This window comes from Polaribacter filamentus (genome assembly GCF_002943715.1).
GTDB lineage: Bacteria > Bacteroidota > Bacteroidia > Flavobacteriales > Flavobacteriaceae > Polaribacter > Polaribacter filamentus.
In genome coordinates this window covers 911,336-929,644 of record NZ_MQUA01000013.1, presented here as the reverse complement: position 1 = coordinate 929,644, position 18,309 = coordinate 911,336, and the positions used below count along the sequence as shown (strand labels likewise).

The following is an 18,309-nucleotide window of genomic DNA, read 5'->3' as shown; positions in this document are numbered from 1 at the left end:
AACAACAAAAATGAAGGAAATAAGAGAAAAAGTAATAAAAGAATTCAGACGAAGAAAATATGCTGAATCTACAATTAGAGGTTATTCAAGTACTCTATTTAGACTTTTTGATTTCTACTCTGCACATCTTCCAACCGAAATTACGAATATACAAGTAACAAGTTACGCAAGGTCATTAATAAATCAGAAAAAATCTCATACAACGTTACGAACTTTGGTTTTTGTATGTAAAATATTTTTCGACCATATGCACGACAAAAAACATGGAATTTATAAATTTAAATTACCTGAAACACCTGAAAGGTCTGCTGATTTTTTCGAGCAATCTGATATTTTAGAATTAATTGACCGTAAAGAAAATTTAAAGCATAAAATTATTTTTCTACTAATGTATTCTTGTGGTTTAGAGGCTAACGAATTATTAGAAATTCAAGTTAAAGATATTATTTCTAAAGTTGAAAATCCGTTTATAATTCTACACGATAGTAAAGGGAATGAAAAGAGAAAAGCATATTTATCAAAAAGAGTTATTCCATTGTTATCAGACTATTACAAAGAATTCAAACCAGAGTCATTTTTCATATATAGTCAAAAGGACAAGACTAAAAAATACTCTTATACAAGTGTTAGTAAATTATTGAAAGCTTCAGTAAAAGAAATGGAACTAAATCCTGCTTTAACAACTAGAGCATTTAAATATTCTTACATTAAACATTTAAATCAATTAGGAATCCCATTAATTATAATTTTAGAAAATTTAAAAATCAAGGAATTTAATTCTCATTTTCAATATTCAAAATTAATCCACGAAGAACAAAAAATTAATTTTACGCCTTACGACAAATTAATTACTACAACTGAAAAAACTGAAAGCTTTGATGATTTAGAATCTTTAGTTTTCAAATTGAAAGATTTAGACGAAATGGATTACCTAATGGAAGGAATAGATTGTTTTAGAAATGGAAGTTTAAGAGCTGGAGTTATTTTTATTTGGTCATCAGCTATAAAGAATATTAGAAAACAAATTTTAGACATAGATACTCTAAAAAATATAAACGAAGAATTGAATAGACTTGACTCTAGATCGAAAAAAATAAAAAACATTGATAGTTTTGAATATATCAAAGACGAAACAACAATACATTTAGCAGAAAAAATAGGAGTTTTTAGTAAATTTGAAAAAAATGAATTAATAAATAATTGTCTAGGTTTGAGAAATAAATGTGGACATCCTTCTAACTATAAACCAGAGATTCAAAGAGTAAAATCGTTTGTAGAAGAAGTATTGAATATGATATATAAAAAAAACGTTGCCTAACACCGTGTAGTAAAAATTGCTATATTTAGCTAAACTAAAGCTTGTTGCTTTTTTGCAAACTTCTGAATTTCCTACGGAAATTCCTCGTTCACAAAACCGCAACTTTCAATACACAACAACGTTGTAAAACATTAAAAAAACGAATGAACAGAATTTTAACATTTATATTTTTAACATTTATTTGCTCAACTTCTGTTGGACAAACAGCAAAAGAATTTAATGAAAAAGCCAAAAAGTTTATCGAAACTCAAGAATTTGATAAAGCTATTCCACTATTAAAAAAAGGAGCGGAATTAGGAAATGCTGAATCACAATATAATTTAGGTTATTGTTACAGAGCAGGAACTGGAATTGAACAAAATACTGAAAAAGGAATTTATTGGTTTTCAAAATCAGCTGAACAAGGTTTTAATGACGGACTTTATCAAATGATGATGGCTTATGGAAATGGTGATGGTGTAGAACAAAATTTTAATAAAGCATTTGAATACGGAATGAAATGCGCTGAAAATGGAGATGGAACTTGTATGTGGAATGTAATTAATTGTTATTATTCTGGAATGGGAGTTGAAAAAGATATGACTGAAATGCTAAAATGGTCAACTAAACTTGGAAAACTTGAAAATCCAGAAAATTTAACAAAAAGTGGAAATATAACTTCAGTTAGATTACAACTTGCTCAAATGTATAGTGAAGGAAAAGACTTTAAACAAGATTTTTTTAAAAGCTATTTATGGTATTTAATTTATAACGAGTTTAAGAAAGACTTTTCTTACATAAAACAAGGACAAATAGTCAAAGAAATTGAAGAATTGGAAAAGAATCTAACAGTTGAACAAAAAGAAAATGGACAAAAAGAAGCTGAAAAATTATTAGGCAGAAAACTGAAAAATATGGAGAATTTATACAAAGCGGAATTATAAAACGTTTTACAACACCGTGTATAATTAATGGCTGGTTTTCGCCTACTTACGAAAATTCTCGCGGATTTTCTATTCAGTAATTATTTACTAAATTAGGTGCTTAAACACGCCACTAATCATACACAACCACGTTGGCTGCAACCCTGAAAATAGAATTCAAATCAAATAACAATTAAAATTAAATATATGTTTGTAAAAGCAATTGAAGAAGTCGGAAAATTCACAAGACCGATACACACAATTTCAAGGAATTACAAAGAAAAAACTGTTAGTCCTGGAGCAGCAACACTTTTTTTTGTAAACGAATTAGGTTGTGCAATAACCTGTAAACATGTGGTTGACTTAATTGGCAATCGTGCTAATATCAATTCTCACTACAATAATTTTATAAAAGAAAAAGCAACAATCGGAAAGAACAACAAATTCAATAAACGAATGAAGGATTTGGAAGCAAAATATAATTTCAAATCAGACATTTTAGTTCAATTATATGAAGAATTCATTGGATGTACAACAGAATTAAATTTTAATTACCGTTGGATAAATCATCCAAAATATGATTTATCAATTTTAATTATAGATGACTTTAAAAATCCAGCGTATCAATCTTATGCCACTTTTCTTAAAGACACTTCCGTTTTAAAGCAAGGAAAATATTTGTGCCGACTTGGTTATCCATTTCCTGAATTTACGAACTTTGAATATAATGAAATAGATGATAATATTGAGTGGACGAATACTGGGGTAAGTGGAACTCCTCGCTTTCCAATTGAAGGAATGCTAACAAGGCATTTAATTGATGAAGGTAAAGTTTTTGGAATTGAATTAAGTACACCCGGATTAAAAGGGCAAAGTGGTGGTCCTTTGTTTAACGAGCAAGGACTAATATGTGGTATGCAAAGCATGACAAATCATTTGCATTTGGGCTTTGATATGAAAAACTTTGAATACAAAACTGGAGGGAAGTCAATAAAGATAACCAATCAGCCATTTTTACATGTTGGACATTGTATTCATGCGGACATTATCAAAGAGTTTTTGACAGATAACAAAATCAAATTCTATGAAAAATAAAAAAAATTAAGATAGATACATTATTGAAAAGTAAAGGCAGCAGCCAACACCGTATATAATTTATTGCTAGTTCTAGCCTACTTACGAAAATCCTAGCGGATTTTCTATTCAGTTTTTATTTACTAAATTAGGTGCTTAAATCACGCAACAAACCATATACAAACACGTTGGCAACAAGCAAAGACAAACATCTATGAGAAAAATATTATTTGGAATAATAACATTAATAGCAGTTTCCTGTAATGAAAAACCGCAAGAACAATTTTCATTAATTGGAACTACAAAAGGAATTAAAAACGGAACATACCTTTATTTGGAAAAGATTTCAAATGAAAAAGTAATTGATTCAGTAAAAGTTGAAAATAACTCTTTTAGTTTTCAAACTAAATTATCTCAAACCCCTTTGCGAGTATTATTAAAAACAAAAGACATTTCTCATTACCGATTTTTATGGCTTGAAAACAATAAAATGGAATTTGACGGAACTGAATCTGATTTCAGAAATGCAAATGTTAAAGGTTCAATAACTGAAAATTTAAGCCAAACTTTAAATAGAGAAACTGATACACTTTATAAAAATGAAAGGCTAATAAAAGAAATGAAATTTGTAAAAAACAATCCAAAAAGCATTGTTAGTGCAAATATTCTATTTTTAAATTCTAGAACTTGGGGAAAAGAAAAAACAGAAGAACTTTTTGAACAATTTTCAACAGATAATAAAAAATCAGAATACGGAAAAAGTATTTCAAAATATATTAAATTTAATAAAAACCCAAAGGTTGGAGAGAAGTATTTAGACTTTGAAATGGAAGATGCGAATGGAGAAATGAAAAAACTTTCTGACTTCAATAATAAATTAGTACTATTGGAATTTTGGGCTTCAAGTTGTGGACCTTGTCGGCAAGAAAACCCTAACTTGGTAAAAACATACGAAGAATATAAACTAAAAGGTTTTGAAATACTTGGTGTGTCTCTAGATATTAAAAAAGCACATTGGTTAAAAGCAATTGAAAAAGATAAATTACCTTGGTTACAAGTAAGCGATTTAAAAGGGAGAGACAATTTGGCTCTACTGACATATGGAATTAATGGAATTCCAGATAACTTTTTGATTGACAAAAGTGGAATAATAATTGGTCGTAATTTAAGTGGAGAAAAACTGAATGAAAAATTAGCGGAAATACTAAATTAATGCCAGTTGCCAACACCGTGTATTAAATATTGCTATATTTGGCTAAACTAAAACTTGTTGCTTCTTTGCAAACTACTGAATTTCCGTTGGAAATTCCTCGTTCACAAAGCCGCAACATTCAATACACAACCACGTTGCCAGTAATATTAATACCGCAACTCCCAAATAAAAAACTATTTTCTTGTCATATTTTCTTAAAGTCTGTCACTAACTATAATAGAGACCCTAAAAAACAATAATTTAAACTTTAAGAAAATGAAAAATACAAAAAAATTAAATCAAACTCTAACAAGAAACCTCATTATAAGCAGTATAATTTGGGCTTCAGTAATACTAGCCTGTTCTTTGAAATCGGGAAGTTCTAATAAGGAAATAATTTATATTCTTATTTCTGGGTTTTTTGTTGAATTTCTCCGAATATCTTCATCTAACAAATCCTTAAAAAAATACTATGAAGAGGAAAATAATTAAGATGGTAAAATTAACACATATTGTTTACGAAATATAAGACTAGTGAAAAATCGTTTAAAATTCTGTTAAAGATTGAACACAAATAAATTTATACTTTAATAAAAGATAAAGAATATGAAATACAGAATAATTTGGAAGTAGATTTTGATCAGATACTTAAGAAAAACAAGCATAAAATATTTAGGCTTTGCAGAATTTATGCTGTTGCTCCAATTGAACCTCAAGACTTATTTCAAGAAGTTGTTTTTCAAATTTGGAAATCTCTGGACAATTTCAAAGGTAAATCGGCTATAGATACATGGGTGTATAAAGTTGCTATTAATGTTTGTCTACGTTCAAAAATGAAATTTGATAAAAGTAATAACAAAACTGAAAGGTTTGATTCTATTCATTTTACACCTCTAGAAAAGGAAGTTAATGCTTCAGAACTAGAAAAATTCGAATACTTGAAAGAATGTATTGCTACCTTAAATGAATCTGACACGCCACTTATTGTACTTTATTTAGATGATTTATCATATAAAGAAATATCATTAATTACTGGATTGTCAGAGAATCACATTGCCGTAAAAATGAAAAGAATTCGAAAAAAACTATTTGAATGCATCAATCCAAAAATTAAATAAAATGCTAGAACAAGAGTTAAAAATATTTGGAATAATTCTTCCCAAACAGCACAAATATCAATTGAAACAAATCAGTTAATAATAGAACTGAGTTCAAAAGTAAATGATATGCAAAAAAAGATTCGAATTAGAGATATCAGAGAAATTTCTGCTTCAGTAATTGGCATAATTATTTTTAGTTATTTACTCTATGAAATCCCATTTCCAGTTACCAAAATAGCATGTGCTTTTTCAATTATTTGGTTTGTATTTGTTATTTATAAATTTAGAAAATCAAAAAAACAGAACACAACAAACAATTTGTCTTTGTCAATGACAGATCAACTTGCGCAGCAAGAAGTAACTATGCAACAGCAAGCAGTTTTGTTAGGTTCAAGTGCTTATTGGTATGCAATACCTCCTTTTATTATAAATTTTATTTTTATAGTTGGTTTAAAAAACCCTTTTGATTTTCATTGGACAAATAGTATTGCCGAAAGTATACTTCCACTAACTGTTAATTTTAAAACAGGAACATTAATAGGATTGGCTTTCTTTTACGCTTTTATTATTTGGATTAATAAAAGAGTGGTAACAAAAGATATAAACCCTCTTTTAAAAAGTATTAAAACAATGCAGCAGCAATTAAGTAATGAATAAAACTACTGGCAACAACGTGTATAATTAATTGCTTGGTCTGTGTGTACTCGGAAAATCCTACGAATTTCCCTCTGGTTCGTATTCTTTTGTTAACTTAGTTCTTGCCAACGCAACTAACCATACACGAACACGTTGTATGTCATTAAAACCGAACTAACACTAAATGAAATTACGAACAAAAAAACCAGCATTGATTCTTATAGATATTCAAAAAGCCTTTTTAGACGAAGAATATTGGGGAGGAAATAGAAACAATAAAAATGCAGAAATAGTTTGTGGAAAAATTCTAAATAAATGGAGAAAATTAAATTTGCCTTTATTTCACGTAAGACACAGTTCTACGAATTTAAAATCTAAATTAAACCAATCGAATGTAGGATTCGAATTTAACGAAAATGTCTTGCCTATTGAAAATGAACTGATAATTACAAAAGAAGTGAATAGTGCTTTTATCGACACAGACTTAAAAGAGCAAATAGATAAATTGAATATAAACACATTAGTTATAATTGGTATAACAACTAATCATTGTGTATCGACAACAACTAGAATGGCAGGAAATTTCGGTTATGAAACCTATCTAATTTCAGATGCAACTGCTACATTCGACCGAATTGGAATTAACGGAGAAAAGTATGATTCTGAAACTATACATTTGACAGCACTTGCCAATTTAAATGATGAATTCGCAACTGTTTGGAATTTTGAAAAATTAATGAGTGAAATATAAATAACGCCATACAACACCGTGTATAATTAATGGCTAGTACTCGCCTACTCACAAAAATCCTAGCGGATTTTACATTTGGTTTGTATTTACTAAATTAGGTGCTTGAACACGCCACTAATCATACACAAGACCGTTGTAAAACATTTAAGAAAAACGAATGAACAAACATTTAGCCTCTATATTTCTGACTTTAATTTGCTTGACCGCATTCGGCCAAAACGCATCGGAATTAAATGAACAATCGAAAAAACTTATAGAAACTCAAGAATTTGACAAAGCTGTTCCGATTCTAAAACAAGCAGCGGAATTGGGAAATGCGGAATCTCAATATAATTTAGGTTATTGTTATCAAGCTGGAATTGGTGTTGAGCAAAATTCCGAAAAAGCGATTGAATGGTATTCTAAATCAGCCGAAAAAGGTTGGAATGATGGTCTGTACGCAATGATGATGGCTTACGGAAGTGGAAATGGAGTCCAACAAGATTTCAATAAAGCATTTTCATTTGCTCTAAAATGTGCAGAAAACGGAGACGGAACTTGTATGTTCAATGTTATCAATTGTTACAAAGAAGGAATGGGAACCGATAAAGACATTGATAAAATGTTGGAATGGGCAATCCGTCTTGGAAAACTTCAGAACCCAGAAAATTTACAGAAAAGCGGATACATAACATCTTCCAGGTTAAACCTTGCTTATATGTATAGAGATGGAACAGATGTTGAACAAGACAATTTTATAAGCTATCAATGGTTCTTGATTTTCAACGAATTTAAAAGAGACTTTTCATACATTCAACAAGAACAGATTGTTAAGGAAATTCAAGAATTAGAAAACAAACTGACAACCGAACAAAAAGCAAACGGACAAAAAGAAGCCGAAAAAATATTAGGTCGACCGCTGAAAAATATGGAAAACCTATATAAAGCGGAATTATAAAAACGTTTTACAACAATGGCTATAATTAATACGGGTTTTATTGCCTAACCCAAAGGTTAGAGCTTTTAACCAAGTCCGCCAAATATTTTGATTTGGCTTTAGAACAAAAAAGATAAAACAAAATAAAAAGTTTTGGCTAAATGCTTAATCGGAAATTCAGTGTTTTTAATTCCCGTACTAACCATAGCCGAGACGTTGTAAACAATACCGAAAAAAAACTGAACAAAAAATGAAATATGCTGAATTTAATATTGAAAACCACAAAATAGAATTTATGAATTCTGTATTCGGAATTGAAAAAGTTTTATTAGATGGAAAAACTGTTTCTGAAAAATTCTCTTTTTCTGGAATTAAGCACAAGCTAAACCTCAATTCTGAAAATTTTATTCTGAAATCGAAATACAAACAATTCGATAAAAGAGAAATAGAATTGGAATTAGTTAAAAACGGAAAGACAATTGAAAAACAAACCGTTCAAGCCGATAAAAAACAAAGAATTTACTGGATGTTAATTGGAACTGGATTAGGAATTGGAGCGTATGAACTCTTGAATTTGATAATTGAAAGTTTGAATTAATAATTGCGAATGAAAAAGTACTGTTTACAACACCGTGTATTAAATATTGCTATATTTGGCTAGACTAAAACTTATTGCTTCTTTGCAAACTACTGAATTTCCGTTGGAAATTCCTCGTTCACAAAGCCGCAACATTCAATACACAACCACGTTGCCCAACATAAAAACCAAGTATGAATATAATGAAAGAATTTGAAAATGAATTTGGTCTAAATTGGGAAAATATTTATCATTGTAGAGAGGATATTCGACAATTATTTTTTGCAGAAAAATCATTGATTGGAAATTCGGAGAAATTTATTCAAGAACTTAAACTTGAATTAAAAAAAGATATTGAAAATGATGAAACTCTGAATAAAGAATCTGAAGGTGAATATGCTGAACACGAAAAAGCACAATGTTACTACTATTATTATCACCCAAGAGAAATTGGAATCTCTCAATTAATTCAAAATCATCGGAAAGGTGCTATTCTTTCAATTTATTCACTAATTGAAGGACAATTGAAGAATATTTGCACACAAATTCAGAAAGAGTTTGAGTTTAAGATAAAGTTAAACGACTTGAATGGAAATGACTATATAAATAAATATTGGATTTTCTTAACAAAAGTTTTCTGTATAGAAACATCTAACATTGAGAAGTATTATACACCAATAAAACAAAGAAAATATATCAGAAATAAGATTGCTCATAACAATTCAATAATTGATGAAAATAGATTTGAATTTGTAAACCAATTAGAAGGAATTAAATTAAATCAAGAAGGTAATAATAAAATAATTGAAATTAATGATTATGTTTTTATTGAAAATTTAATTTTAATGAGTCAAGATTTTTTTGAAAATTTAATATTGACAATTAATAAAAAATATTCGGAATTAAAATAAAACGTTGGGCAACACCGTGTATTAAAAATTGCTAAATTTAGCTAAAACTAAAACTTATTGCTTTTTTGCAAACTTCTGAATTTCCGCTGGAAATTCCTCGTTCACAAAACCGCAACTTTCAATACACAACCACGTTGTATGTAATTAAAAAAAATGTTAGAAATTATAGACAAAAATTTAGAAACTGAAAATATTTGGTTGAATAAATATATACCCTACGATGATTATATTTATTATTTAAAAAACGGAAAATTAAATCTTAATTTTTCCAAAATGACTTTATTTGATGATGTCTTAGAAGGTTGGAGTTATAATAATTCTAATTTCACAATGGCTTGGTTAAATAATATAACGTTTATGAAACGTGTGAAAAATGATGGAGGAACTATAGAATACGGAAGAGGATTTGTTCATCATATCGAAGGAGAACGTGATTCGAAAAAATTTGAACAAGAATTCAAAACTCACATTGAAACTATAAAAAAACATCATTGTTCCTGTTGGTTCACTACAACTGAATTTAATACCGAACAAAGGTATATGTACAATATATACGGAAAATCTAGAACTGGATTAGCGATTCTAATTTCCATAAAATGGCAAGAAATAATTTCGTTTTTAGAAAAAGATGTTAGAAATTTTACTTGTGGTTTTATTGACTATCAAAAAGAGAGTAATAAAAATCCATTATTTAGAAAACACGAGAGCTACTCTCATGAAAAAGAATTTAGAATTATTACTAAAGACTTTGATAATGAAAATTATTACGAGTATTTCTTAGATGCCGATTTAAAAAAACACATTACATTTAGCGAGCCACCTAAAGGAGAAATATATAACTCAATAAAAGAATCTTTAAATGAAAAAGATGAATTAAAATATTCGAATTTACCAATTCAGTGGAAATTGGATGAAATAATCGAGCTATTATAAATAACTACATACAACACCTTGTATAAAAAATTGCTGTATTTGGTTTAAACTAAAACTTGTTGCTCTTTTGCAAACTTCTGAATTTTCACTGGAAATTCCTCGTTTACAAAATCGCAACTTTCCATACAAAACAACGTTGTGGCGCATTAAAAACGAAATCCATAAATGACAGGAAAATTTAGGAAAGAAGAAATATCTATTCAAAAAATCGGGAAACAAAGATTTTGGATTGGAATAATTTCAGGTTTATTTTCTGCAATTGTAATTTCATTAACGTTTAATTATTTCCGAGAATTATTTAGGTTTTTCACCACTTTATCTGCTGATTTATTCATTTTAGAAAAATCTGAATTACTTTTTTATAATTACTTTTTTTCGTCACTTGCAACCGTTTTAGGTCTTTCAGTTACGATTGCAATTTGGATGACAAATAATAATCATAAAAGGAAAAAAGACAAAATTTATAAACAATTATCTAGAACAAATATTTTCTTTACTTTTTGGCTAATTTTAATGATGATTGCTCGATTTGGTTCAATTGTTCCTTTCATTTTATATGGAATGCCAGGTTATGATAATCAACTAAATTTATTCGAACAATATTGGCTTTTATTTGTTTTAATTCCAATTGTAGTTTTTGCACAAAATTGGTTTATAGTTAGGCTAATTTATCGTTCAGAAAAATGGATATTATTTTCATTCGTAATTTGTTTTGTAATAACTTTTACATTAAAAACTACAACATCTGTGAATCAAGAGATACTAAATAATGTCTATTATAAAAAATTTGAATCAGATTTTAATTACGTTGACCAACAAATAAATAAAGCCAAAGTTGTGTACGGAATTGAATTTAACGAAAATACAATTAAGACCTTAAAAAAATGGCATACTGAAAGTTCATTCAAGCAAGTGATTAGTTTGAAGTCAGCCTTTTCAAAAGATAAAAAAGTATCTTTAGATACAATCATTCTTCAAAAAATTGCGATTAAGAACTTTAAAGAAAACGGCAAGTACTTTAATAGAAATTCAATTGATAATTGGCGTTATGCTTTCCCAAAAGATATTTTAAGACAACTTGAATTTTATGATGTCAACTCAAATGAATCAAAGGAGCTTTTAGAAATCATAAAGGAACAAATTGACCTTGTTAACACACCAGAAATTGACTGGAAAGAATATGACAAGCATACTGATACTGAAATAAGAAAAAGTTTTGGAATCAAATATAATGTTCCAAAACAATTAAATGAGCAATTAGAAAAAGTACGAGAAAGTTTAATGAATGACAAGAAATATTACGAAATTTCTAAAGATTTACCTGAATTAAAACAAAGAGATGAATAACAATAACGTGCCACAACACCGTGTATTAAATATTGCTATATTTGGCTAAACTAAAACTTGTTGCTTCTTTGCAAACTACCGAATTTCCGTTGGAAATTCCTCGTTCACAAAACCGCAACATTCAATACACAACCACGTTGTAACACATTTGAAAAATGACATTCTACCTAATAATTTTACTGATTTTTATTCTAATCATAATTGGATTGATATTTTGGGTTTACCGAATATTTAAAGCATACAAAACAGGAAATCGAAAATCCTTTATTATTCAAACTTCAATTCTAAGTGTGATAGTAATTTTTGTTTCTTGGCAATTACAAATATTCCCATTATCAAAAAACTTTTATATTAAAGAAAGGTCTGAAGAATTGACTGGAAAATCCTTTTGGAGTTGGGAAGAATATGATTACGGAGAAATAGGTGTGCGTGGAGAAGGTTACTCGCTAGACATTTATAAATTTAACGATGAAATGGCGGACTATTTTACAAACCCACCTGAAGATTTCGTTCAAAACTTTCCGCCAAATGAACTCAGTGACATAAAATGGACTGAAACGCCAGTGAAACGAACTGATATTGAAACGCTTGAATTTGTGACGCCAACTTATGGAGGTTGGAAAGGAGAAATTGTAGAACGACAAGACTTCATCAGAACTGTAGCAAACGAAAAAGGTGGATTTTATGCCTATAAAAAAACTGGTGGAACTGACTTTTATTTAATATCACCAAAACGAAAATTGATTATAATTATTAATCATGATATGTAAAAACGTGCTACAATCGAGTAGACGGCTGACTACCAAAAAGTAGCCAGTGCGCCTCTCACACCACCGTACGTACGGGTCTCGTATACGGCGGTTCACCAAATTGAAGTTTGCTTCTTATTTATGTAATCTACCATGGGTTTGTAACCTTTTCTTTTAAGTATAGAAAGGGTAATTGTAGTTTTAAGTATAGGGCTTTGGGCTACTGCCCAGCCTCCCATTCTTGTTCTACTCCAAGCATACGCTTGTCCGTTTTCTATTCCTAATCGAATTAGGCTTTTACGTTTTCTTTCTAGTTTTTTCCAATCATGCCAAATGCAATATCGTAACCTATTTCGCAACCATTCATCCAACTTTTTAAGTTTAGCATAAATGTTTGTTAATCGGTAATTATTCATCCAGCCCCTGCAAACTTGATTTAGTCGCTCGAGTCTTTCTAGTAAAGACATTGGTTTGGTTTTCTTGGTTAAACTTTTAAGATTGCGCTTAAACTTTTCCCAACTTTCCTGTTTTACAACTAGTTGATACTGCCCTTTTATGCCTTTCTTATAGATTGGCACAAAACCGTGTCCTAGCAATTTAAAATTTACAGGTCTGCGTATACCACTTTTAGCACCATTTATAGGGAGCTTTAATTTGTCTCTAAGAAACAAATACATGCTATTTCCTATTCGTTTTGCCTCGCTTTTGCTTTTAGCATACATACTAAAATCGTCTGCATAACGCACATATCGTACCCCTTGTTTTTGCATTTCTTTATCCAGAACGTCTAATATAATATTAGATAGTAATGGACTTATTGGACTGCCTTGTGGAATTCCTTTTCGGCGTTTATAAAGTTTTCCATTTATTGAAATGGGAACTCTAAGCCATTTTCGGATTAAACGCAAGGTGGTTCGGCATTGTACTTTGTTGTAAATAAGTTGCAGTAGGATGCAATGGTCTACTTCATCGAAGAATCCTTTTAAGTCAATATCTACAATATCCTGATAGCCATCATTGATGTATCGCTGGGCTTGTAGTACTGCCTTTTGGATGTTCTTCTGTGGGCGAAATCCGTAACTAAAGGTTTCAAATTCGTATTCGAACTTAGTCATTAATTGTTGGTTTACCCCCTGTTGTAACCATCTGTCTACTACCGTTGGTATTCCTAAAAGTCGGGTTTTACCATTTCCTTTAGGGATCGTTACTCCTAAAATTGCTTGTGGTACATAGCTATTATTACAAATGGATAGCAGTAGTTCTGACCTATTTTCCCTAATGTATTCAGGGAGTTTTTGATGCGACATACTGTCTATTCCGCTTGCTCCTTTATTGCGCATAACTTGACGTGCTGCTTTATAAAGATTCGTAGCTTCTAATACTTGGGCAATCATAGTTTTAAATAATTTGTTTACTCCTGTTGAGCTAAGACTAGGCTAGCAACGCCTCCTAGTCGAATTACAACGTAATTTAATGTTCAGTCCTTCCTTACTTGTGAGACCGTGAGGGTTTTCCCTCCTCGTTTCCTGTAAGTACTATGACTTCTGCTGACTTCTCTATACAGCCAACTCGTGGCTCTAGAGACCTCCCCAGGTAATGGCATCTTCTTTCACTCAATTCCTGCCGTATCTACATACTTACCCTTTTGTTACTCTTTTGGGCGTTACAATGATGTGCTTGCTTACCCAAGTAAATATGCCTCTGTATACGATTTCTGTTCGTCAGTACCGAGTTTTGTAGTCTCGCTTTCTTCAGATGTAACTTCGCAGTTACCACCCTTGCGACTTACTAATGCTTCAAGACGTTACTCCTGTGCATAAGGGACTTGCACCCTCTAGTTGAATAACTTATCTTGCGATAAGTTAAAGATGCCCATACTGGGCACACACAACGCATAACCAAAATTGCTAAATAGAGGAATATAGAATGATTCTAACAAACAAAAACCATAAATTTAACCAACGAATAATTGTGGTTGCCAAAACGCAACTTTAGTTATACAATACCGTTAGGCACAACTTATGAAAATGTATCGTCCTAAAATAGGTTGACTAAAAATTAAACACTTTTAGCACACTATGGAAACACCAACAAATCAGGCCTGTCGAAAAGACAGCTATCAAAAAGTTACTTTCGAGTACAAACTTTTTGTCATTGACCAAATCAATAATGGTCAAATATCCGCTAACTTTGCTTCGAAGAAGTACAATATTTCACGAACAACAATACACTACTGGATGAAAAAATTAAGCAACTATTCCAATCAAAAAACCTTTATTTCAAAAGATGATGAGATTAAAAAACTCAAGGAAAGAATCGAGGATCTAGAAGGAATCAAAGAATTTCAACAAGAATTAATTGTTGAATTTGAGAAAGTTACGGGGGAGGAACTCTCAAAAAAGTACTTGCCCGAGGGATTGGCAAACGAAATTCAAAGAAAGAAGAAAAAGCTTTCAAAATAAAATGGATTTACGAATCGCTCGGGATTACAAAACAAGCCTATTATCAAGGTGTTGAAAGGGAAAAAGTAAAAGAATTGGCAAGAGAAAAAGTGCTGAATTTAGTGCTTGAATACCGAAAAACACTACCCAAAACTGGAACAAGAAAGCTGTACGAATATTTAGAACCAAAACTAATGGAAATCAATATCAAAATGGGGCGAGATGCCATAAACGATTTACTACGCTTAAGAGGAATGCTGATTAAAAAAACCAAGCGTTATTTTATTACAACAGACTCCAAACACTTCTTTTATAAATCGCCTAATTTATTGACTGACTTGAAAATAACTCATAGCGAACAAGTCTTTGTAAGCGATATTACTTACATTAAAACCGATTCGGGTCACGCCTATTTAGCCCTTGTAACCGATGCGTATTCTCGTAAAATTATGGGCTGGAACTTGCAAGACAATATGAAAGTTTCGATGGTAAAAGAAGCATTAAGTATGGCTCATAAAAACTGCATTTTTAATCACAAAAACATCATTCATCATTCCGACAGAGGAATCCAATATTGCTGTCCAGATTACTCACAATATGCACAAAATAAAGGATTTATATTAAGCACAACCCAACAATATGACCCTTATGAAAACGCAATTGCAGAACGAATAAATGGTATTTTGAAGTACGAATTTGCATTAAAAAACACTATTAAATCTGTAGAAATCGCTCAAAAAATGGTGAAAGAAGCTGTAGCACTTTACAACAACCAAAGAATGCATTGGAGTTTAGATTTAAAAAAACCACAAGAAGTTCATTTACAATACAATCAACATGAAAACAAAAATTATAAACGAGTTAAAGTTACTACTTTAGCGCCGTAGGAATGTTGATAAGTTTTTAAAACCCGAAGGGGAATTTTTAAAAAACTTATCAATGTTCCGGCAATAAAGTATAAATTTAAAAAGCAATTATTAACCTTAAAAAAGGTCAACGTATAATAGGATAAGACAAAATACCATGAAAAAGTTCAATATTATATTACTGACTTCTACTTTAGTTCATTTATCCTTGTTTGCACAAACCCATACAAAGATTATTGACATGCATATTCACTCCTACACTGAAAGTGAATTTGAAGGAAAAGAACCAGACCAAGATTATTACGGTAATAAAGGTTCAAAAAATGCAGAATCACACCGTTTAGAAACATTTGCTGCATTTGAAAAATTTAATATCGTTAAGGCAATGGTAAGTGGTAATCCTGAAAGTGTTGAGAATTGGGTAACAAAAGATAGTAATCAACGTATCATAAGAGGTATTTTAATGTATACACCAGATGATTATGACATGGATTCTGTAAAATTTGAACAAATGGTGAAAGATAATAAAATTGAAGTTTTCGGAGAAACCGCGCCTTATTACGGTGGGACAACGTTAAGTGATTCTATTTGGCAGCCTTACTTACAAATTTGTGAAAAATATGATATTCCTGTGGCTGTACACATGGGGGGGGAGATCCTGGTGGAACATATTCTTGGTCACCAAAAGCAAGATTAAAATTAGGTGATCCATATACAATTGAAGATGTTTTGGTGAAATATCCTAAACTTCGAATTTATATGATGCATGCTGGTGGAGAAGATTGGCCAGAGCATGCTCTTAGGCTCATGGCCTATTATCCACAACTCTATACAGATCTTGCAGTAATGTTATGGGTAGAACCTAATACACAACGCTATATTAAAGAATTTATCAAAAACGCAAAAGAAGCTGGTTATCTAAATCGAGTAATGTTTGGCTCTGATCAAATGAAATTTCCATATGCTATTGAAAAATCAATTAATTTCCTAAAAAGTCTTGATTTCTTGACAGATAAAGAGAAAGAAGATATTTTTTATAATAATGCAGCAATATTTTTAAAATTGAAAGAATAACTGTGCCTAACACCGTATAAAAATAATTGCGGTTTAGTGCTAAAACAAAGGTAGTTGCGTGTTTGCTACATCTGATTTTCCTGCGGAAAATCCTCGCACGCAAACCCGCAACTATTCTTATACATAAACGTTGTGTTTAATACAAATTACTGACAATTCCTGAAATAGGTTGACAAAAAATTAAACACTTTTAGCAACTTATGACACTAACAAAAAAACACCCCTGTCCAAAAAAGAAGTATCAAAAAATTGGTTTTGATCTCAAACTTTCCATCATTGACCAAATTACAAACGGTCAGATTTCTGTAAATTATGCAGCTAAATTGCATGGAATTTCTCGATCATCTATTACCTATTGGATGAAAAAATTGCGTTCCTTTGAACAAAATTCTAAAACAATGAGTAAAAATCAAGAACTTAAAAAACTCAAAGAACGTGTCGAAGAACTCGAGTTCGTTAAAGACTTTCAACAAATGATAATCGCTGATTTTGAGAATAGTACAAATCTTGGATTCGCAAAAAAGTTATTGCCCGAAGCACTGTACAAAGAAGTGGAGAAAAAAATGAAAGACCTTTCAAAGAGAAATGGATCCACCAATGCTTCGGTATAAGCAGACAGGCTTATTACAAAAGAATCAAAAAACAAGAATTAGAACAAAAACAAGCACTTATTATCTTTGAGCTAATAAAGCCCATTAGGCTTTTACAGCCTCGTTATGGTTGTGCAAAAGTATATTTGGATATCAAGGGTGATTTAATCAAAAACGGCATTAAAATGGGGCGTGACAAGTTCTACGCCTTAATGAGAAACTATGGCTTATTGATTAAGAAAACTAAAAAATATCATATTACAACTGACTCTAATCATGGCTTTTACAAATCAGAAGATTTAACTGTAAACCTTGAAATTATAAACGCAGAACAAGTATTTGTAAGCGATATAACCTACATTAAATTAGCATCACAACATGCCTATTTAGCGCTGGTTACGGATGCCTATTCTAAAAAAGTAATGGGCTATAAAATAGATACAAATATGAAAGTAAAACTAGTAAAAGATGCTCTGGAAATGGCTGGCAATAATCGAATTTACAAACATCAAAACACAATTCATCACTCTGATAGAGGGATACAATATTGCTGTCCTGATTTTGCAGATTTTGCCAAAGCAAAAAACATGACTTTAAGTACAACTCAAAACTCAAGCCCATACGAAAATGCTGTAGCTGAAAGGATTAATGGAATTCTAAAACAAGAATTTGGATTAGGGAAAACGATTCCAAACTTTAAAACAGCTCAAAAAATGGTCAAACAGGCTATTGAAATTTATAACAACCATAGAAGACATTACTCAGTAGAGTTGAAAACACCCGAGTTTGCTCACAAAAACCAACAACACAAATACAAATCTTATAGAAAAATGAAAAAATCTATTTTAAATACGTAAGGAATGTTGGTAACTTTTTTAAAACCCGGAGGGAATTTTTTAAAAAAGTTATCAATGTTCCGATTACTAAACACT

General features: G+C 30.6%; 20 protein-coding genes. 19 read left to right on the top strand and 1 reads right to left on the bottom strand.

The genetic code is table 11. The annotated features are described in order from the left end of the window. Positions 1–10: 10 nt before the first annotated feature. The 13 genes from BST83_RS06345 (at position 11) to BST83_RS06280 (ending at position 12,427) form a co-directional block, all read left to right on the top strand. Positions 11–1,318, top strand: a complete 1,308-nt coding sequence (locus tag BST83_RS06345) for a tyrosine-type recombinase/integrase (protein WP_104809060.1) — start codon at positions 11–13, stop codon at positions 1,316–1,318. A gap of 143 nt (positions 1,319–1,461) precedes the next feature. Next, positions 1,462–2,241: a tetratricopeptide repeat protein gene (locus tag BST83_RS06340; RefSeq protein WP_104809059.1), complete on the top strand. Its 780-nt coding sequence runs from the start codon at positions 1,462–1,464 to the stop codon at positions 2,239–2,241. Positions 2,242–2,427: 186 nt separating this feature from the next. Continuing rightward, positions 2,428–3,315 (top strand): trypsin-like peptidase domain-containing protein, encoded by an 888-nt coding sequence (locus BST83_RS06335; protein ID WP_104809058.1) that lies wholly within the window; start codon positions 2,428–2,430, stop codon positions 3,313–3,315. A gap of 193 nt (positions 3,316–3,508) precedes the next feature. Continuing rightward, positions 3,509–4,507 (top strand): TlpA disulfide reductase family protein, encoded by a 999-nt coding sequence (locus BST83_RS06330; RefSeq protein WP_104809057.1) that lies wholly within the window; start codon positions 3,509–3,511, stop codon positions 4,505–4,507. 602 nt (positions 4,508–5,109) lie between these two features. Further along, positions 5,110–5,604, top strand: a complete 495-nt coding sequence (locus tag BST83_RS06320) for an RNA polymerase sigma factor (protein ID WP_240614675.1) — start codon at positions 5,110–5,112, stop codon at positions 5,602–5,604. A 108-nt stretch (positions 5,605–5,712) separates the two neighbouring features. Next, the gene (locus BST83_RS06315; protein WP_240614674.1) at positions 5,713–6,243 is read left to right on the top strand and encodes a hypothetical protein; all 531 of its coding nucleotides are present in this window, start codon (positions 5,713–5,715) and stop codon (positions 6,241–6,243) included. A 163-nt stretch (positions 6,244–6,406) separates the two neighbouring features. Further along, positions 6,407–6,973, top strand: coding sequence for a cysteine hydrolase family protein (locus BST83_RS06310; RefSeq protein ID WP_104809053.1), 567 nt, complete (start codon positions 6,407–6,409; stop codon positions 6,971–6,973). A gap of 157 nt (positions 6,974–7,130) precedes the next feature. Beyond that, positions 7,131–7,910, top strand: a complete 780-nt coding sequence (locus BST83_RS06305) for a tetratricopeptide repeat protein (protein ID WP_104809052.1) — start codon at positions 7,131–7,133, stop codon at positions 7,908–7,910. Positions 7,911–8,139: 229 nt separating this feature from the next. Then, positions 8,140–8,487, top strand: a complete 348-nt coding sequence (locus tag BST83_RS06300; protein WP_104809051.1) for a hypothetical protein — start codon at positions 8,140–8,142, stop codon at positions 8,485–8,487. Positions 8,488–8,660: 173 nt separating this feature from the next. After that, entirely contained in the window at positions 8,661–9,377 is a 717-nt protein-coding gene (locus tag BST83_RS06295; protein WP_146092125.1) for a hypothetical protein, read from the top strand. A 153-nt stretch (positions 9,378–9,530) separates the two neighbouring features. After that, positions 9,531–10,310, top strand: coding sequence for a hypothetical protein (locus tag BST83_RS06290; RefSeq protein ID WP_104809049.1), 780 nt, complete (start codon positions 9,531–9,533; stop codon positions 10,308–10,310). Positions 10,311–10,475: 165 nt separating this feature from the next. After that, positions 10,476–11,657: an MFS transporter gene (locus BST83_RS06285; RefSeq protein ID WP_104809048.1), complete on the top strand. Its 1,182-nt coding sequence runs from the start codon at positions 10,476–10,478 to the stop codon at positions 11,655–11,657. Between the two features lie 290 nt (positions 11,658–11,947). Then, positions 11,948–12,427 (top strand): hypothetical protein, encoded by a 480-nt coding sequence (locus BST83_RS06280; RefSeq protein ID WP_146092124.1) that lies wholly within the window; start codon positions 11,948–11,950, stop codon positions 12,425–12,427. Positions 12,428–12,519: 92 nt separating this feature from the next. Here BST83_RS06280 and ltrA read toward each other — a convergent pair whose 3' ends face one another. Continuing rightward, the gene (gene ltrA, locus BST83_RS06275) at positions 12,520–13,800 is read right to left on the bottom strand and encodes a group II intron reverse transcriptase/maturase (protein ID WP_104808356.1); all 1,281 of its coding nucleotides are present in this window, start codon (positions 13,798–13,800) and stop codon (positions 12,520–12,522) included. Between the two features lie 684 nt (positions 13,801–14,484). Between ltrA and BST83_RS06270 the strand changes: the two genes are divergently transcribed. The 6 genes from BST83_RS06270 to BST83_RS06245 all read left to right on the top strand — a co-directional run bounded on the left by BST83_RS06270 (position 14,485) and on the right by BST83_RS06245 (position 18,234). Then, positions 14,485–14,868: a helix-turn-helix domain-containing protein gene (locus tag BST83_RS06270; protein WP_104809046.1), complete on the top strand. Its 384-nt coding sequence runs from the start codon at positions 14,485–14,487 to the stop codon at positions 14,866–14,868. After that, on the top strand, positions 14,823–15,734 hold the full coding sequence (locus tag BST83_RS06265) for an IS3 family transposase (RefSeq protein WP_104809045.1): 912 nt from the start codon (positions 14,823–14,825) through the stop codon (positions 15,732–15,734). The genes BST83_RS06270 and BST83_RS06265 overlap by 46 nt, the downstream gene beginning before the upstream one ends. Before the next feature lie 136 nt (positions 15,735–15,870). Then, positions 15,871–16,410 (top strand): amidohydrolase family protein, encoded by a 540-nt coding sequence (locus BST83_RS06260; protein ID WP_146092123.1) that lies wholly within the window; start codon positions 15,871–15,873, stop codon positions 16,408–16,410. Between the two features lie 35 nt (positions 16,411–16,445). Beyond that, positions 16,446–16,787 (top strand): amidohydrolase family protein, encoded by a 342-nt coding sequence (locus BST83_RS06255; RefSeq protein WP_146092122.1) that lies wholly within the window; start codon positions 16,446–16,448, stop codon positions 16,785–16,787. Between the two features lie 200 nt (positions 16,788–16,987). After that, positions 16,988–17,398 (top strand): helix-turn-helix domain-containing protein, encoded by a 411-nt coding sequence (locus tag BST83_RS06250; RefSeq protein ID WP_104809035.1) that lies wholly within the window; start codon positions 16,988–16,990, stop codon positions 17,396–17,398. Next, a complete protein-coding gene (locus BST83_RS06245; RefSeq protein ID WP_104809034.1) occupies positions 17,299–18,234 on the top strand; it encodes an IS3 family transposase in 936 nt (311 codons plus the stop codon). Before BST83_RS06250 ends, BST83_RS06245 begins: the two co-directional genes overlap by 100 nt. Positions 18,235–18,309: the final 75 nt, after the last annotated feature.

Bases quoted from the DNA above. Each gene is read 5' to 3' on its own strand.
- BST83_RS06340 (WP_104809059.1), top strand. From the start codon at position 1,462: ATGAACAGAATTTTAACATTTATATTTTTAACATTTATTTGCTCAACT.
- BST83_RS06285 (WP_104809048.1), top strand. From the start codon at position 10,476: ATGACAGGAAAATTTAGGAAAGAAGAAATATCTATTCAAAAAATCGGG.
- BST83_RS06335 (WP_104809058.1), top strand. From the start codon at position 2,428: ATGTTTGTAAAAGCAATTGAAGAAGTCGGAAAATTCACAAGACCGATA.
- BST83_RS06270 (WP_104809046.1), top strand. From the start codon at position 14,485: ATGGAAACACCAACAAATCAGGCCTGTCGAAAAGACAGCTATCAAAAA.
- BST83_RS06290 (WP_104809049.1), top strand. From the start codon at position 9,531: ATGTTAGAAATTATAGACAAAAATTTAGAAACTGAAAATATTTGGTTG.
- BST83_RS06305 (WP_104809052.1), top strand. From the start codon at position 7,131: ATGAACAAACATTTAGCCTCTATATTTCTGACTTTAATTTGCTTGACC.
- BST83_RS06310 (WP_104809053.1), top strand. From the start codon at position 6,407: ATGAAATTACGAACAAAAAAACCAGCATTGATTCTTATAGATATTCAA.
- BST83_RS06345 (WP_104809060.1), top strand. From the start codon at position 11: ATGAAGGAAATAAGAGAAAAAGTAATAAAAGAATTCAGACGAAGAAAA.
- BST83_RS06300 (WP_104809051.1), top strand. From the start codon at position 8,140: ATGAAATATGCTGAATTTAATATTGAAAACCACAAAATAGAATTTATG.
- BST83_RS06330 (WP_104809057.1), top strand. From the start codon at position 3,509: ATGAGAAAAATATTATTTGGAATAATAACATTAATAGCAGTTTCCTGT.
- BST83_RS06315 (WP_240614674.1), top strand. From the start codon at position 5,713: ATGCAAAAAAAGATTCGAATTAGAGATATCAGAGAAATTTCTGCTTCA.
- ltrA (WP_104808356.1), bottom strand. From the start codon at position 13,800: ATGATTGCCCAAGTATTAGAAGCTACGAATCTTTATAAAGCAGCACGT.
- BST83_RS06295 (WP_146092125.1), top strand. From the start codon at position 8,661: ATGAATATAATGAAAGAATTTGAAAATGAATTTGGTCTAAATTGGGAA.
- BST83_RS06250 (WP_104809035.1), top strand. From the start codon at position 16,988: ATGACACTAACAAAAAAACACCCCTGTCCAAAAAAGAAGTATCAAAAA.
- BST83_RS06260 (WP_146092123.1), top strand. From the start codon at position 15,871: ATGAAAAAGTTCAATATTATATTACTGACTTCTACTTTAGTTCATTTA.